The 15,893-nt window shown below is 62.2% G+C and carries 12 protein-coding genes; 9 read left to right on the top strand and 3 right to left on the bottom strand.

Features of this window, described 5'->3' with window-relative positions; translation table 11 throughout:
• The first annotated feature begins 159 nt into the window (after positions 1 to 159).
• The 3 genes from B3605_RS09055 (at position 160) to B3605_RS09045 (ending at position 5,933) form a co-directional block, all read left to right on the top strand.
• On the top strand, positions 160 to 2,688 hold the full coding sequence (locus B3605_RS09055; RefSeq protein ID WP_112942744.1) for a methyl-accepting chemotaxis protein: 2,529 nt from the start codon (positions 160 to 162) through the stop codon (positions 2,686 to 2,688).
• A 194-nt stretch (positions 2,689 to 2,882) separates the two neighbouring features.
• Entirely contained in the window at positions 2,883 to 4,733 is a 1,851-nt protein-coding gene (locus tag B3605_RS09050; RefSeq protein WP_112942743.1) for a methyl-accepting chemotaxis protein, read from the top strand.
• Positions 4,734 to 5,030: 297 nt separating this feature from the next.
• Positions 5,031 to 5,933 carry a LysR family transcriptional regulator gene (locus B3605_RS09045; RefSeq protein ID WP_296433548.1) on the top strand — a complete coding sequence of 301 codons (903 nt, stop codon included), beginning with the start codon at positions 5,031 to 5,033 and terminating at the stop codon, positions 5,931 to 5,933.
• On the opposite strand, the gene B3605_RS09040 is transcribed toward B3605_RS09045, so the two are convergent.
• Together B3605_RS09040 and aceA are read right to left on the bottom strand one after the other, a co-directional pair.
• Entirely contained in the window at positions 5,934 to 6,170 is a 237-nt protein-coding gene (locus B3605_RS09040; protein ID WP_112942741.1) for a hypothetical protein, read from the bottom strand. It abuts the gene before it with no gap.
• A gap of 24 nt (positions 6,171 to 6,194) precedes the next feature.
• Positions 6,195 to 7,484 carry an isocitrate lyase gene (gene aceA, locus B3605_RS09035; RefSeq protein ID WP_112942740.1) on the bottom strand — a complete coding sequence of 430 codons (1,290 nt, stop codon included), beginning with the start codon at positions 7,482 to 7,484 and terminating at the stop codon, positions 6,195 to 6,197.
• A gap of 194 nt (positions 7,485 to 7,678) precedes the next feature.
• Here aceA and B3605_RS09030 point away from each other — a divergent pair, with 194 nt between their 5' ends.
• From B3605_RS09030 to B3605_RS09010, 5 genes are all read left to right on the top strand, one after another.
• A complete protein-coding gene (locus B3605_RS09030; protein WP_112942739.1) occupies positions 7,679 to 9,088 on the top strand; it encodes a helix-turn-helix domain-containing protein in 1,410 nt (469 codons plus the stop codon).
• A gap of 142 nt (positions 9,089 to 9,230) precedes the next feature.
• The gene (locus B3605_RS09025) at positions 9,231 to 10,328 is read left to right on the top strand and encodes a polyamine ABC transporter substrate-binding protein (RefSeq protein WP_018898482.1); all 1,098 of its coding nucleotides are present in this window, start codon (positions 9,231 to 9,233) and stop codon (positions 10,326 to 10,328) included.
• A gap of 81 nt (positions 10,329 to 10,409) precedes the next feature.
• Positions 10,410 to 11,552, top strand: a complete 1,143-nt coding sequence (locus tag B3605_RS09020; RefSeq protein WP_112942738.1) for an ABC transporter ATP-binding protein — start codon at positions 10,410 to 10,412, stop codon at positions 11,550 to 11,552.
• A 4-nt stretch (positions 11,553 to 11,556) separates the two neighbouring features.
• Entirely contained in the window at positions 11,557 to 12,468 is a 912-nt protein-coding gene (locus B3605_RS09015; protein WP_018898484.1) for an ABC transporter permease subunit, read from the top strand.
• Between the two features lie 3 nt (positions 12,469 to 12,471).
• Positions 12,472 to 13,290, top strand: coding sequence for an ABC transporter permease (locus B3605_RS09010; protein WP_018898485.1), 819 nt, complete (start codon positions 12,472 to 12,474; stop codon positions 13,288 to 13,290).
• Here B3605_RS09010 and B3605_RS09005 read toward each other — a convergent pair whose 3' ends face one another.
• Positions 13,291 to 15,198 carry an AsmA family protein gene (locus B3605_RS09005; protein ID WP_112942737.1) on the bottom strand — a complete coding sequence of 636 codons (1,908 nt, stop codon included), beginning with the start codon at positions 15,196 to 15,198 and terminating at the stop codon, positions 13,291 to 13,293. It abuts the gene before it with no gap.
• A gap of 161 nt (positions 15,199 to 15,359) precedes the next feature.
• Between B3605_RS09005 and B3605_RS09000 the strand changes: the two genes are divergently transcribed.
• The coding region (locus B3605_RS09000) for an AMP-binding protein (RefSeq protein WP_296433547.1) at positions 15,360 to 15,893 on the top strand (534 nt) is incomplete at its 3' end.

The raw sequence follows: 15,893 nt of genomic DNA, 5'->3' as shown, positions 1-15,893 counted from the left end.
ACTTATGGGCGCCTCGCATCTTGCGTGGTGTGACAGGCAATGATTGCCGTCCGAGCATGCGCTCGCGATCCCCCATTGTTCCAAAATGTTCGATGCACTCAGCCGACGCGCAATCTCGCCGCCGGTGGGAGGAGTGGTGTATGGAAGGCCGGAACCCCCATGTTTATTGACAGGATTCTTTCCCGTTTCAGGATCAAGACCAAGGTCCTTATCTTCGTCTTGCCGTTTGTTTTAAGCATTTCAGCAGTCGGCTTCACCGGCCTTTATGCATCCGGCCTGCTCCAGGGCCGAATGGAGATCTCCAACAGCGTTCTTCAGTCGCTGAGCGGTTTCAAGGATCTCTTCGGCTCCATGGACGATTTCCTGCGCGTGACCAATGAGGAAGCGCGCGACAAGCTCTACGCCGATGTTTCCACGCAGCATGCGACGCTGAGCGCCACGCTGAAGCAGATCGGCGACAATGCCGGCCGCGCCAATCTGCAGGCCGCCACCGATGGAACCTCCGGCATCTCCGACACCGTCGGCAAGCTCTGGACCCTGCACGAACAGGAAGTCGCCCTGCGCAAGTCGATCGACGAAGCGCAGAAGGTGATGATCTCCAGCCGCTTCAACGTCAACTATGACGCACAGCAGCTGCAGGAGAACATTCGCAACGACGAAGGCAACGCCACCGCGACGCTCCGCGCCGCCGACCGGCTCCTGAAGGGCGGCGATGCGCTGGCAACCGTGATGGCCGATTTCGGCAAGGCGCAACTGCCGGCCGACAAGCTCAAGGTCGTTACCGACGCGCTCCCGGGCATCCTGAAAGCCCAGCGCCTGATCGAGATCTCCGTCCCGCAGAACCAGAAGAGCATGACGCAGTCGCTGGCGCAGACGATCAGCGACGTGAAGGCGCAGGCGACCGCCGCCGACGCCGGCACCGACGAGGCGATCGCCAATCTCGGCCGTCTCGTGTCGCGCTTCCGCCAGATGTCGACCTACACCCAGCTGACGGCAACGCAGATGATGCGTGCCGCCACGACCACCTTCGTCGAGCTCGACAGCCGCATCGCCCAGACCAACTCCGTGCTGGAAGACACGCGCCGCCTCGAAAGCGCGATCTATTCTCTGCAGCTGGTCCTTGGCGAATTTGCCGCCAAGCCGGACAAGGACAACCGCGTTCGCCTGCACCAGGAGATCGCGACGCTTGGCACCAACCTCAACACGCTGCTTGCCAGCGCCAAGGGCATGAACTTCGCCGAGGATATCGTCGCCGCCATGTCGCCGGCGCTTGCCTCGATGGACAAGGATGCCGAAAGCCTCGTCGCCACCATCGAGCAGCGCGTCGCCGACTACGCCTCGGCCCGCACGCAGCTGAACGCCGTCTGGAGCGAACTCACCGCCTTTGCCGAATTGCAGAAGCAGACGGCCGGCGTCGAACGCACACAGGCCAACGGCATCTCCGTTCTCACGACCGGCCTCGGCATCCTGCTCTCGGTTGTCGGCGGTATCGCGCTGGTGCTGACCCTGCAGCGGCCGATCGGCCAGATCACGTCGGCCATGCGCCGCATCGCCGATGGCGCGCTCGACACCAGCATATCAGGTGAACAGCGCCACGACGAAATCGGCGACATGGCCCGCGCGCTCGGCATCTTCAAGGAAAACGCCATCTCCAAGATCCGCATCGAGGAGCAGAGCGACGAGGAGCGTGCCGCTTCCGAGCACGAGCGCCAGCGCAACGACGCCGAAAAGCGCGAGATGGACCGCCAGATCGAATTCGCCGTCAACGCGCTTGCTTCTGGTCTCGAACGCATGTCGCAGGGCGATATCTCGACCACGATCGACACGCCTTTCATCGGCCGTCTCGAACAGCTTCGCCAGGATTTCAACGGCTCTATGATGCGCCTTCAGGCTACGATGAGCCAGATTCGCGATAACGTCGAAATGATCCAGGGCAATGGCAACCAGATGGCCCAGTCGGCCGAGGACCTCGCCAAGCGCACTGAGAACCAGGCCGCCTCGCTGGAAGAGACGGCAGCCGCCGTCGATCAGATCACCGTTACCGTGCGCTCGTCCGCCGAACGCGCCAAGGAGGCCGATCAGGTCGTGCGCCAGGCCAAGCGCAGTGCCGATGATTCCGCCACCGTCGTCAACAATGCGATCGACGCGATGACCCGCATCGAGGAAGCCTCGCAGCAGATCGAGCAGATCATCGGCGTCATCGACGAGATCGCCTTCCAGACCAACCTGCTGGCGCTCAACGCCGGCATCGAGGCCGCGCGCGCTGGGGAAGCTGGCAAGGGCTTCGCCGTCGTTGCCATGGAAGTCCGCGAACTGGCGCAGCGCTCCGCCGCGGCCGCCCAGGAGATCAAGGGGCTGATCAACAAATCGACCAACGAGGTGAACTCCGGTTCGCAGTTCGTGCAGCAGACCGGCACGGTGCTGGCAAAGATCAGCACGCAGATCGTCGCCATTAGCGAGCATGTCGAGGTCATCGCCCGCGCCAGCCACGATCAGTCCGGCGCCCTGCAGGAGGTCAACACCACGGTCAACCAGATGGACCAGATGACCCAGCAGAACGCCGCGATGGTCGAGGAAACCACGGCCGCCAGCCGCGAACTTGCCAACGAAGCCGATGCTCTCCTCAGCCTCATCAGGCAGTTCAAAATCGACAGCGGTAGCCAGGAGAAGGTCTACCGCGCTGCCTGATCGCGGCAGATACTTTCGATAGGAACATGCGATGGCTCCGGAAACGGAGCCATTTGCGTTTCTCCGGTGCGGATATGCAGGAAATCATCCATGCATTTTTGTTTGCGCAGACATGACACCCGTCAGTTTTCATGGGATTTATCTTAAAACTTTAGCACTAATTTCGGCCCCGATTATTCCTCAGGGGTCTTTGTATGCTTCGCTTCTTCTCAGCGTCTATTGTTCGGCAAATCGTCGCGATTACGCTTGCTCTTCTGGTCTTCAGTACAGCGGCGATTGTTTCTGTAACTTACTACAATCTTAGCGCGTACGTCATGACCAGCGCAGTCACCGATGCCAAGGACGCAAGTCGCGCCATGGCGGTGCTCTATGCGGCTGGCGATCCGGCCGCGAAGGTCGATGTTCGCGACAATAAGCTGGTCGCCGTCAGCGAAGAGAAGCTGCCGGCGTCGCTCAGCGACCACGCGCTCGTCGATCGCACCGCCGCCTCCATCGCCGGCTACGCCACAGTGTTCGAGCGTCAGGGCGATGACTACGTCCGCGTCTCGACCAACGTTAAGAAGGAAAACGGTGAGCGCGCCGTCGGCACCAAGCTGGCTGCCGGCCATCCGGCGCAGGCGGCTCTCGCCAAGGGTGAAGCCTATTACGGCCCGGCTGATCTCTTCGGCAAGAAGTTCATGACCGGCTATTTCCCGGTCAAGAGTGCAGCGGGCACCACCGTTGGCGTCCTCTTCATCGGCATTCCGATGGAAGTCTACTACAGCAGCCTGCAGCAGCTCCTGACCCTGGTTGTCGGCGTCGGCCTCGCGGTCCTGCTGATCGTGGGCGTCATCGCCTACTTTGCGATCCGCGCCACGATCCGTCCGCTTGAGACCCTGACGGGCGCCATCAACACGATCTCGTCTGGAAATCTCGACACGAAGATTCCCTGCACCGAGAAAGAGAACGAGTTCGGAGCGATTGGCAAGGCGCTCGCTCTATTCCAGGACGGCGCTCGCGCTCGGCTCATGCTGGAAACACAGGCGGCCGAACAGCGCGCCTTCAGCGACGCGGAGCGCAGCCGCAACGACGCCGAAAAGCGCACGCTCGACGACCAGATCCAGTTTGCCGTCACCGAGCTCGCGGCGGGCCTTGGTCGCCTGTCGCGCGGCGATGTCTCGGAAATGATCCAAACGCCCTTCGTCGGCCGGCTTGAACAGCTGCGCGTGGATTTCAACGCCTCGCTCGAGCGTCTGCAGGATACGCTCTCGCGCATCCGGGACAACGCGGCGACCATCCACCGCAATTCCGGCTCCATGCTGCACTCGGCCGATGAGCTCTCCAAGCGCACCGAAGCCCAGGCCGCAAGCCTGGAGGAAACCGCTGCTGCCGTGGAAGAGATTACCGTCACCGTCCGCTCGTCTGCCGAACGCGCCCGCGAGGCAAACAGCGCCGTTATCGTCACCAAGAAGACGGCGGACAGCTCGACTGTCGTGGTCGGCGATACTGTCGCCGCAATGGACCGCATCGAAGCGGCGTCCAAGCAGATCGAGCAGATCATCGAGGTGATCGACGACATCGCCTTCCAGACCAACCTCTTGGCGCTGAACGCCGGCATCGAGGCGGCGCGCGCCGGGGAAGCCGGCAAGGGCTTCGCGGTCGTTGCCATGGAAGTGCGCGAACTTGCCCAGCGTTCGGCCGATGCCGCGCGCGAGATCAAGAGCCTGATCGAAACCTCGACCCGCGAGGTCGCGGCAGGTTCCGGACTGGTGCAGAAGACCGGCTCGGTTCTGGCCTCGATCAGCAGCGAGATCATCGCGATCAGCAAGCACGTCGAAACCATCGCCACCGCCAGCGCCGACCAGTCGGCCGCCCTGCAGGAAGTCAACAGCTCCGTCAACGCGATGGATCAGATGACGCAGAAGAACGCGGCCATGGTCGAAGAGACCACCGAGCAGAGCCGCCAGCTGGCGAGCGAAGCCGATGCGCTCATGTCGCTGATACAGCAGTTCCGCATCGATGCGTCTTCGGCGCCCCAGCAGGTCCGCATGCGAAACGCTGCCTGATCGGTTCTCCATCAGGTCTGATCATAGAAGGGCTGCCCGTTGGGCGGCCCTTTTTCATGGGCAACATGGCGAGAAGACGAGCGACAAAACGCTCGAGCCGCGATTGCCCAAAGCCCTGGTAGAAGGCTTCCTCTTCCCGCGCACGATACGGGTCGAAATTCCTCTCGTTGAGTTTGGCGAGCTCGATGAAGGCCAATAGCTCAATCATGACGGTGTCCTTTCCAGGTGAAGATGGACACAGGGTATTCGTCAAAATTCGCTTCATAAACGCAAGAAATCCCACTATGTTTTTCACTGATGAAAAGCACGCAATGGGATTCCTTTCAGCTCTTCCTGCAAGTCGCGCGTCTCGGCGGGCTGACGGGGGCGGCGGCCGCAAACGGGCTCAGCCCCGCCACGATCGGCCGGCGAATGCTTGATCTCGAGCAGGAGATCGGCCGAACACTGTTTTCTCGCAGCCAGACGGGCTACCGACTGACGCCGGATGGCCAGGCCCTGCTCGATCATCTGAAGGACATGGAGGCCGCCGCCCGCAAGGTGGATGCCTGGCGCCAGGCAAGCAGCGTCGGAGCAACCGTGCGGATCGCCGCCGGCACCTGGGTCGCCTGGCTGATGGCCGAGAATTTTGGCGCCATCCGCATGCCCGGCGACCATTTCGCGGTGTCGCTGACGATAGGTGAGGCGCGCGCCAACCTGAACTATCGCGAAATCGATATCGGCATCCGCGCCTTCGAGCCGGAGGAAAACAATCTGGCCGCGCGGCTGCTGGGGGAGGTGGCCTACGCTGTCTATGCCAGGCGCAATGCCGGCGAACAGGAAGAACGCTGGCTGGCTGTCGGGGAGGAGGATGCTATCTCCAACTATCTGCGCTGGCCGCACCGCAATGCCGCGGGCGCCATCGTCGCCACCGTCAACCGCCCGCGCTCGCTGCTCGATCTCGTCCGCGCCGGCGCCGGCAAGGCGGTGTTGCCCTGTTTCGTCGGCGATCTCGATCCAGACCTGCAGCGTCTCGGCCCGGAGCTACCGGACTTGCGCCACCAGCAATGGATCGTCATGAACAACGAAGACCGGCATCGCCAGGAAATCCGCACCGTCACCGATCGCATGACCAAGCTGTTGAAGAGCTACGGCGATCTCTTCGCGGGAAAGCGCCCCAGCCGAAGCTTAGGCGCCGCGTTGCAGGTTCGGATTGGGGGCTAGTCAGCACCGGCCCGCAACAATCACCGGGATCAACAGGTCACCCCAGTTTCCATCGCCGCCGTGATGGCGGGCGGATCGCACGATCTCGACCGAAACGCCGGCATCGACCGCCTTCATGACCGACTGGTTCAACCGGTGCAGATCATTGGCGAGCATGCGGATCATGCCTTGCTGATCCGGTGTCATGCTGGTGGATTGTTCCTCTGCGCGTTCCTTGACGCGTGCAAGCGTAGGCATGGCTTTCTCCTCCTTTGATCGATGTTACTCGGCTGCTGGCTTGAACTGTGCGTGCTCGGTCGATTCCCCCATCGCGGTGGTCGAGGACCGCCCGCCTGTGATCGCCAACGACACGGCGTCGAAATAGCCGGTGCCGACTTCGCGCTGATGCTTGGTCGCCGTGTAGCCGTTCGCTTCGGCGGCGAATTCCGCCTGCTGCAGCTCCGAATAGGCGGCCATCTGCCGGTCCTTGTAGCCGCGGGCGAGTTCATACATGCCGAAGTTTAGCTGGTGGAAGCCCGCCAGCGTGATGAACTGGAACTTGTAGCCCATGGCACCAAGCTCGCGCTGGAACTTGGCGATCGTCGCGTCGTCGAGGTTCTTTTTCCAATTGAACGACGGCGAGCAGTTATAGGCCAAGAGCTTGCCCGGATGCACCTTGTGCACGCCCTCGGCAAACCGCCGCGCTTGCTCCAGATCCGGCTTCGACGTCTCGCACCAGACCAGGTCGCAATGCGGCGCGTAGGCGACGGCGCGCGCGATGCACGGCTCCAGCCCGTTGCGCACCTGATAGAAGCCCTCGACCGTGCGGCCGGCATCGTAGTCGACGAAAGGCTGGTCGCGTTCGTCGATATCGGAGGTCAACAGCTTGGCGGCTTCCGCATCGGTGCGGGCGATGACGAGCGTCGGCACTCCCATGACGTCGGCGGCAAGGCGCGCGGCGTCGAGATTGCGGATATGGGCGGCGGTCGGGATCAGAACCTTGCCGCCGAGGTGGCCGCACTTCTTTTCCGATGCCAGCTGGTCCTCGAAATGAACACCCGCGACACCGGCCTCGATATAGGCCTTCATGATTTCGAAGGCATTGAGCGGCCCGCCGAACCCGGCTTCGGCATCGGCAACGATCGGCGCGAACCATGTCTCGACCGAAAGCCCCTTGTCTTCCGAGGTCTCGATCTGGTCGGCGCGCTGCAGCGTTCTATTGATCCGCTTGGCAAGCTCCGGCCCGGCATTGGCTGGATAGAGCGACTGATCGGGATACATCGCCGATGCCGTGTTGGAGTCGGCCGCGACCTGCCAACCCGAGAGATAGATCGCCTTCAGTCCGGCGCGGACCATCTGCATGGCCTGGTTTCCGGAAAGCGCGCCGAGGGCGTTGACGAAGTCGTCCTGATGCAGCAGCTGCCAGAGCCGGTTGGCGCCCATTTCGGCCAGCGAGTAACGAAGCTCGACCGATCCGCGCAGCCGTCTCACATCATCGGCCGAATAGGGACGCTCGATGCCGGCGAAGCGGTTGGCGGGGATATTGCGGTGAAGCTTGTCAAACTCTGTCATGTCTTCCTCCTTGCATAACATCATGGCCATCTGGCTGATTGACAGGATTTACAAATCATCAGGATATGGCCAGAGTTATCTGGAGAAGTGCGATGGAATAGGGGTAGCGATGCAAAGAACGTGACAAGTTTCGACAGTAAATTTGTCAAGTTTTGTAAATTCTGCGACCCGGATATTCTGTAAAGGATTGTCACATGGCTGAGCGCAAGATGTTTGCCGGTCCCAAGGTCCGCCGTATCCGAAACGGCCTCGGCGTGACGCAGGCGGCGATGGCCGAGGCGCTGGAAATCTCGCCGTCCTATCTCAATCTGATCGAGCGCAACCAGCGCCCGCTGACCGTGCAGCTGCTGCTGAAGCTCGCGGCGGTCTACAAGGTCGATCTCGAGGAGCTGCGCGCCGAAAGCGGCGGTAGTCTCACTCAGCTGAAGGAAGTCTTCGCCGATCCGCTGCTGTCGGGCGAGTTGCCGGGCGATCAGGAGCTGGTCGAAGTCGCTGAAGCCGCACCCAATGCGGCAAGCGGCGTCATCAAGCTCTACCGCGCTTACCGCGAGCAGGCGGCCCGCCTCTCCGATCTTACGCTTCTGAGTGCAGGGGAGGGGCAGGTGCCACTGTCGGGTGCGCGGCTGCCGGCCGATGAGGTGCGCGACGTGCTGGAGCGCCGCTCGGCTTACTTCCCGCGCATCGAGACGGCGGCGGAAGCGTTCCTGCATGCGCTCTCCGATCCCCGCGATATCATCTCGACATTCAAGGAGTGGCTGCGCGCCGAGCGCGGCATCGGCGTTCGTGTTCTCCCCATCCACGTTATGCCGGATCTGCGCCGCCGTTTCGATCGTCACTCCATGCGGCTCTTCATTTCCGAACGCCTGTCGCCGGCAGATCAGGCGCAGGAGATCGCCATCGAAGTCGCGACGCTGGCGTTGCGCGAGGCGATCGTGAGCGAGCTCGAAGGCCTGATGCTCTCCACCGAAGAGGCGAGACGCATCGCCCGCTTCGAGCTTGCGCGCTATGCGGCGCTGGCGCTGACCATGCCTTACGCGCCCTTCCTCGCTGCGGCCCAGGCGGCGGCCTACGACATCGATATACTGCGGGTGCGCTTCAACGTCTCATTCGCGCAGGCGGCTACCCGGCTGACCATGCTGCAGCGCCCCGGCGCCTCGGCGGTCTCCTTCTTCACCATGGAGATCGACGGTGCCGGCCATCGGCTGCGGCGGTCGGGCGCGCAGGGCTTCCCGCATCTGCGCTTCGGCGGCGACTGTCCCAAGCTCAACGTCCATGTCGCGCTGCTCCAGCCCGGGCAGATTCTCGCCGAAACGGTCGAGATGCCGGATGATACTCGCTACCTCACCATATCCCGCACGCTGGAAGGCCCAAACGCGCCGTTCGGCGAGCGAGTCCGCCGCACGGCGCTTCTCGTCGGTTGTGATGCTTCGGCGGGCGAGGGGACGGTCTACGGCCGGGCGGTTTCCGCGCAAAAGGCGATCACGGCAGGCTCCGGCTGTCGACTTTGCGAACGGCGCGGATGTCTCTCGCGCGCCGAGCCGCCTGTCACACGCCCGTTGGGGCTCGATGAGATGGTCTCGGGCCTTGGCAACTTCGACTTTTAGTCCCGGTGTCCAGTCACAGCGAAATCATTGAGAGTGCAGGATTTTGCGCTTGTCGGCTCCAGAAATCCTTTCTAGTCTGCAACCAAAACCAGAGGGAGGGCATCCGCGGAAAACGGTGCCCAAACAAAAAGCAGGAGATAGCATGAGGTCAATTCTCGTAAAGCTCGCGGCCACGGCTCTCGTGACTGGGCTTTCGATCACGCCATCCGTTGCCGCGGACCGCGTCGTCAATGTCTACAACTGGTCCGATTATATCGACAGTTCCATCCTCGAAGACTTCACCAAGGAAACCGGCATCAAGGTCGTCTACGACACCTTCGACAGCAACGAGACGCTGGAAGCCAAGCTTCTGGCCGGCGGCACGGGCTACGACGTCGTGGTGCCGACGGTATCCTTCATGCAGCGCCAGATCGCGGCGGGTGTCTACCAGAAGCTCGACAAGTCGAAGCTGCCGAACCTCTCCAACATGTGGGACGTGGTCACCAAGGGTGTGGCGTCCTTCGATCCGGGCAATGAATACGCCGTCGACTACATGTGGGGCACGACAGGCATCGGCTACAATGTCGACAAGGTGAAGGCAGCGCTCGGCACGGATGAGAAGCCGAACTGGGATGCTCTCTTCGATCCGGCAAAGGCCGCAAAGCTCAAGGATTGCGGCATATACATGCTGGATTCCCCGACCGACGTCATCCCCTCCGTGCTCGCCTATCTCGGCCTCGATCCGAACAGCACGAAGACCGAAGACCTGAAGAAGGCGCAGGACGTGCTGATGGCCGTTCGTCCCTTCGTGCGCAAGTTCCACTCGTCGGAATACATCAGCGCGCTTGCCAATGGCGATATCTGCATCGCGCTCGGCTTCTCGGGCGACGTCTTCCAGGCCCGCGACCGCGCCACCGAAGCCAACTCCGGCGTCAAGGTCGATTACTCGGTGCCGAACCAGGGCGCGCAGATCTTCTTCGACGTCTTCGGCATCCCGAAGGATGCCCCGCATGTCGAGGAAGCGCATGAATTCATCAACTACATGATGAAGCCCGAGGTCGCCGCCAAGGCATCGAACTACGTCTTCTACGCCAACGGTAACAAGGCATCGCAGCCGCTGCTCGACAAGGAAGTGATCGACGATACCGCGATCTATCCGACGCCCGAGGTCATGGCGAAGCTATTCACCGTTCCGCCGCTCGATGCGAAAGCGCAGCGTGCAGTGACGCGACTGTGGACGACAGTCGTCACCGGTCAGTAATGCACTGATCTGCCCGAACCTGATGGTTCGGGCATTTCTTTTAGTGGCGCATTGGATCAGGTCAGTTTTCGGGGAAAAATCATGAAGTCACTCGGCAATATTCGCCGTTCCTTTGCGCCTTGGGCCGATCCGGCCGCCAAGCCGTTCATCTCGGTCAAGAACGTCACCAAGCGCTTCGGTGATTTCACCGCCGTCGACGACCTGTCGCTCAATATCTATCACCGCGAGTTCTTCGCGCTGCTCGGCGCATCCGGCTGCGGCAAGTCCACGCTGCTGCGCATGCTTGCTGGTTTCGAGCAGCCGACTTCGGGCGAGATCATCCTCGATGGCACCGACCTTGCCGGAACGCCGCCCTATAAGCGGCCGGTCAACATGATGTTCCAGTCCTACGCGCTCTTCCCGCACATGACGGTCGAAAAGAACATCGCCTTCGGCCTGCGCCAGGATGGCATGGCCAAGGACGAGATCGGCGAACGCGTGCTGCAGATGCTGAAGATGGTAAAGCTGGAGAAATTCGCGTCCCGCAAGCCGAACCAGCTTTCCGGCGGCCAGCGCCAGCGCGTGGCGCTCGCCCGCTCGCTTGCCAAGCGCCCGAAGGTGCTGCTGCTCGACGAACCGCTTGGCGCGCTCGACAAGAAGCTGCGCGAGGAAACCCAGTTCGAGCTGATGGACCTGCAGCAGAACCTCGGTCTCACCTTCGTCGTCGTCACCCACGACCAGGAAGAGGCAATGACCATGGCCGACCGCATTGCCGTCATGAGCCACGGCAAGGTTATTCAGGTGGCGACGCCGGCCGAAATCTACGAGGCCCCGAACTCGCGCTTCGTGGCCGATTTCATCGGCGACGTGAACATCTTCGACGGCAAGGTCACGGCCTCCAATGCCAACGGCGTCGAGATCGCTATCGACGAGAGCCTGACCATCAAGCTGTCGGGCGCGGAGCCGCTGCCGGTCGGCAGTGCCGCCGGCTTCGCCATCCGTCCCGAAAAGCTGAAGGTCACGCGCACTCCGCCGGCCAATCCTGGCATCAATGCCGCCTCGGGCGAGCTCTGGGATATCGCCTATCTCGGCGACATGACCGTTTTCCATGTGAAGCTGAAGAGCGGCAAGGTGGTCAAGGCATCGTCGCTGAACGCGCAGCGCGCGGTCGATGATCCCTTCGTCTACGATCAGGAAGTCTGGGTCACCTTCGCCGAGGACGCCGGCGTTCTGTTGAAGGATTGACGCCATGGGCAAGCTCGGATCATCCGTCTACAACCGCCTCGTCATCATCGTTCCCTACGTCTGGCTGCTGCTCTTCTTTCTGGCGCCGTTCTTCATCGTCTTCCGCATCTCGCTGTCGACGACGGCGATCGCCATGCCGCCCTATGATCCGGCCTTCTCCTTCTCCGACAGCTGGGCCGATGTCTGGGACAAGATCGCGAGCTTCTCCTTCGACAATTATCACTACCTGATCGACGATCCGCTCTATTTCAACGCCTATCTCTCGAGTGTCATCATCGCCGGCATCTCCACGCTGCTGACGCTGCTGATCGCCTATCCGATCGCCTACGGCATGGCCAATGCCCCGCGCAGCATCCGCCCGACGCTTCTGATGCTGGTCATCCTGCCGTTCTGGACGAGCTTCCTGATCCGCGTCTATGCCTGGATCGCCATCCTGAAGCCCGAGGGGCTGCTGAACCAGCTGCTGCAGTCGCTGCATGTCATCGACAGCCCGCTGATCATCCTCAACACCAACATCGCGGTCTATATCGGCATCGTCTATTCGTATCTGCCGTTCATGGTGCTGCCACTCTATTCCTCGCTGGAGAAGATGGACGGCACGCTGATCGAGGCGGCGCAGGATCTCGGTTGCCCGCCGATAACGGCCTTCTGGCGCGTGACTTTCCCGCTGTCGCTTCCAGGCGTCGTCGCCGGTTGCATGCTGGTCTTCATCCCCGCCGTCGGCGAGTTCGTCATCCCCGATCTGCTCGGCGGATCGCAGACGCTGATGATCGGCAAGACACTGTGGAACGAGTTCAATTCCAACCGCGACTGGCCGGTATCATCGGCCGTGGCGACCATCTTGCTTCTCATCCTGGTGATCCCGATCGTGTTCTTCCAGAATGTGCAGGCCAAGGCCGATGAGCAGGGGAGATAGACCATGATGAAATGGACCCGCTTCAACGTCGCCTCCGTGACGCTCGGCTTTGCCTTCCTCTATCTGCCGATCGTGCTGCTCGTCGTCTTCTCGTTCAACGAATCGAAGCTCGTCACCGTCTGGGGCGGCTTCTCGACCAAGTGGTACGTGTCGCTCTTCCAGAACCAGGCGCTGCTCGACGCCGCCTGGGTGACGCTACGGGTCGGCGTGCTCTCGGCCACCGCGGCCACCATCCTCGGCACGCTCGCCGCCATCACGCTGGTGCGCTACACGCGCTTCCGCGGCCGCATGCTGTTCTCCGGCATGGTCTACGCGCCGCTGGTCATGCCCGAGGTCATCACCGGCCTGTCGCTGCTGCTGCTCTTCGTGGCAATCGGCCTCGACCGCGGCTTCTGGACCATCACGCTGGCCCATACGACGCTCACCATGTGCTTCGTAGCCGTCGTCGTCCAGTCGCGCTTGCTCACCTTCGACCGGTCGATCGAGGAAGCAGCGCTCGATCTCGGCTCGCCGCCGGTACGCACCTTCTTCGAGATCACCCTGCCGATCATCGCGCCCGCCGTGGCGTCTGGCTGGATCCTCGCCTTCACCCTGTCGCTGGACGATCTCGTCATCGCCAGCTTCACGTCCGGTCCGGGTGCCACCACGCTGCCGATGAAGATCTACAGCCAGGTGCGCCTCGGCGTCACGCCAGAGATCAATGCGGTCTGCACCATCCTGATCGGCATTGTCGCGGTCGGCGTCGTCTGCACATCCGTCATCACCAAGCGGCGCGAGCTGCAGCGCGAGAGGGACGAGCGGGCGGCGGCGAACGCGCCGTGATTATTTCGTAGCGCCTTCCTGCGGCGGCTGCTGGTTGCCCGGTTGCTGGTTGCTTGGCAGCGCCGAAAGGACCGGATCCGGCCAGGACCCGCCGACAAAGAACGGCAGGGCTGGGAAGGTCGCGTCGTTGACGGGATCGGTCGCAATGATCTTGCCGGAGAGTGCGAGCCCGCTCGACTTATAGGGAATGACACCCGACAGCGTGATCGTTTCCTGCGGCCCTTCGATCCGGCCGCGCTTGATCTGCGCGGCCCCGTCGTCGAGATCGGCCGCGATATCAAGGCGATCGAACGCGAAGGAGCGATGCGATACGGCGCTCAGCGCGAAGAATTCCGCCTTCGCCGCTTCGCTGCGCACAGCCTCGGAATCGAACCCAGGCAGCGAGCCTGCCTGCGCGCGGAAATGGATGTTGCCAGTTACATCAGCCGGCCCCGCCTTCCAGATCGGCAGCGCGGTGCTGACCGAGAGGTCGAGCGAACCGGTCGCGAGCGGCAACGGACCCTTGAGATTGAGGCGCTCGATCAGGCTGGCGAAATCCGCGCCCCGGATCGACATCTGCAGCTTGCCGCCGCCATCGAAGTCGCCGCGCTTGGTCTCGATATGAGCAGTCAGCGCACCGCCTTCGAACTGGCTGTCGCCGATATCGAACCGCGCCTCGTTGCTGGAAACGATGATGCTCGCGCCGACATTGGCGAGCTTGAAGGGGACGAGATCGGCCTGCTTGGCCGATAGCCTGAGGTCGATATCGAGCTGCTGCAAGGCGCCGCCGTCGGGCGGTCCATGATCTTCGCCGGCGGCGAGCCGCACCACGAAGGCGTCGAACAGGGATTTGAAATTGATCTGGTCGAAGGCCAGCGTGCCACCGAGCTTGGCGCGCTTGCCGGGCACGAAGCTCACATCCATGGCGCCATTGGCGTTCGAGGCGTTCATGCCGAGCGTGAGGTTATCGAAGCGAAAACCGTTAGCGGAAGACGTCACATCGCTGTCGATCGAAAATGCCTTGAGGGTCGCCGCATCCGGCAGTGCGCGTCCCGCCCATGTCAGCAAGGCCGGCAGATCCGGAATGCCGACGGACATCGTGCCCTGCAGGCTGAATAGATGGGCAATGTTGGCAACGCCATCGAACTTGGCCGTCACCAGGTTCGATGTCAGCGCGGCCCGCAGCGGTGCATTCTTGCCGCCGAAGGTCAGCAAGGGGCTGCGCGACGAGAAATCCAGCTTCAGGTCCAGGCCATTGGTGCGAGCAATCAGCACCGCGCCGATCGGGCTCGACAGGCGCGGCCAGCCGATATCGGCGGTCACGCCATCGAAGCGATATGTCTTGCCGCTGGCGATATCGGTCACATTCAAGGTGCCGTCTTCAACGGTGATGGTGCCGATGTCGGCATCAAGCGTCGTGTCGAGCGTTTCCTCGCCGTTCTTTTCCTGCGCGCCGGCGATCGCCTGCGCCAGCTGGCCGTCATTCGTCCAGTCGATGGTGCCATCGCGCTCGCGCGTCAAAAGCAGGTTCGGGCGCAGGATATGGAATTCGTGGAAGCTCGCCTTGCCCCTGAAGGCATCGATCAGGCTGAACTCGGCCGAGACGCTTTCGATCGTGCCGAGCAGCTTGTTGTTAGCGTCCTTCTGGCGCACCGCAATCTTGTTCACGGTGATGCGCGGCGTCGGCCAGAACTCGATGACAGGCCGGCCGGAAATCTCGGCATTGTAGCCCGTCCATCGCGACAGCCTATCCTCGATGCCAGAGCGCACGAGCCCTGTCGAGATCACATACGGGCCGGCGACCCGAAGCGAAACGAAGACGGCGAGAAAGACCAGCAGCGAGACCGTGCCGACGCGGGCGACGCCCGGCAGCCAGCGGGAGACGGGCCTGATTTTTATCCGCCGCGGCGGTGGTCGGGACGTACCCATGCGTTTCGCCAGTCTTTCGACGTCTGCCCGTTAATGTACTGAAATTCCGGATATATCAAATGCCGGGCGGTTGCAAATAGATAGCCGGGCGACCCGATCGGCCGCCATCTTTATCCGTCTTCATGGCGTGTTATATAGGTCTCTAACAAGAGGAGTTCTGCATGCGTGACGATAAGCCACTCTGGATCCCTTCGCGAGCCTCGGTCGAAGCGAGCCCGATCTTCGCATTCATGCAGAAGTGCAACCGGGACTTCGGCCTTTCACTATCCAGTTATGGCGAGTTGCATGGATGGTCGGTCGCCGAACGCGCCAAATTCTGGACGTCGGTCTGGGAGTTCTGTGGCGTCAAGGGCGAGCGCGGCGAACGGGTGCTTGTCGATGACGAGATCATGCTCGACGCCCGCTTCTTTCCCGACGCGACGCTGAACTTCGCCGAAAACCTGCTCTCGGGCGAAGGGGGCGGTGACGCGATCATCTTTCGCGGAGAAGACAAGGCAGAGGATCGCTGGAGCTGGGACCGGCTGCATGAGCAGGTCTCGAAACTGCAACAGGCCATGCGCGCCGAGGGCATCGTATCAGGAGACCGCGTCGCCGCAATGATGCCGAACGTGCCCGAAACGGTCGCCTTCATGCTTGCGGCCGCCTCGATCGGCGCGATCTGGTCGTCCTGCTCCCCCGATTTCGGCGAACAGGGC

Source organism: Rhizobium sp. UBA1881, assembly GCF_002338015.1.
GTDB lineage: Bacteria > Pseudomonadota > Alphaproteobacteria > Rhizobiales > Rhizobiaceae > Rhizobium.
This window is presented reverse-complemented; position numbering and strand designations above follow the sequence as displayed.

Excerpts from the sequence above, each read along its gene's own strand:
- B3605_RS09055 (WP_112942744.1), top strand. The coding sequence starts at position 160 with ATGTTTATTGACAGGATTCTTTCCCGTTTCAGGATCAAGACCAAGGTC.
- B3605_RS09050 (WP_112942743.1), top strand. The coding sequence starts at position 2,883 with ATGCTTCGCTTCTTCTCAGCGTCTATTGTTCGGCAAATCGTCGCGATT.
- B3605_RS09045 (WP_296433548.1), top strand. The coding sequence starts at position 5,031 with ATGAAAAGCACGCAATGGGATTCCTTTCAGCTCTTCCTGCAAGTCGCG.
- B3605_RS09040 (WP_112942741.1), bottom strand. The coding sequence starts at position 6,170 with ATGCCTACGCTTGCACGCGTCAAGGAACGCGCAGAGGAACAATCCACC.
- aceA (WP_112942740.1), bottom strand. The coding sequence starts at position 7,484 with ATGACAGAGTTTGACAAGCTTCACCGCAATATCCCCGCCAACCGCTTC.
- B3605_RS09030 (WP_112942739.1), top strand. The coding sequence starts at position 7,679 with ATGGCTGAGCGCAAGATGTTTGCCGGTCCCAAGGTCCGCCGTATCCGA.
- B3605_RS09025 (WP_018898482.1), top strand. The coding sequence starts at position 9,231 with ATGAGGTCAATTCTCGTAAAGCTCGCGGCCACGGCTCTCGTGACTGGG.
- B3605_RS09020 (WP_112942738.1), top strand. The coding sequence starts at position 10,410 with ATGAAGTCACTCGGCAATATTCGCCGTTCCTTTGCGCCTTGGGCCGAT.
- B3605_RS09015 (WP_018898484.1), top strand. The coding sequence starts at position 11,557 with ATGGGCAAGCTCGGATCATCCGTCTACAACCGCCTCGTCATCATCGTT.
- B3605_RS09010 (WP_018898485.1), top strand. The coding sequence starts at position 12,472 with ATGATGAAATGGACCCGCTTCAACGTCGCCTCCGTGACGCTCGGCTTT.
- B3605_RS09005 (WP_112942737.1), bottom strand. The coding sequence starts at position 15,198 with ATGGGTACGTCCCGACCACCGCCGCGGCGGATAAAAATCAGGCCCGTC.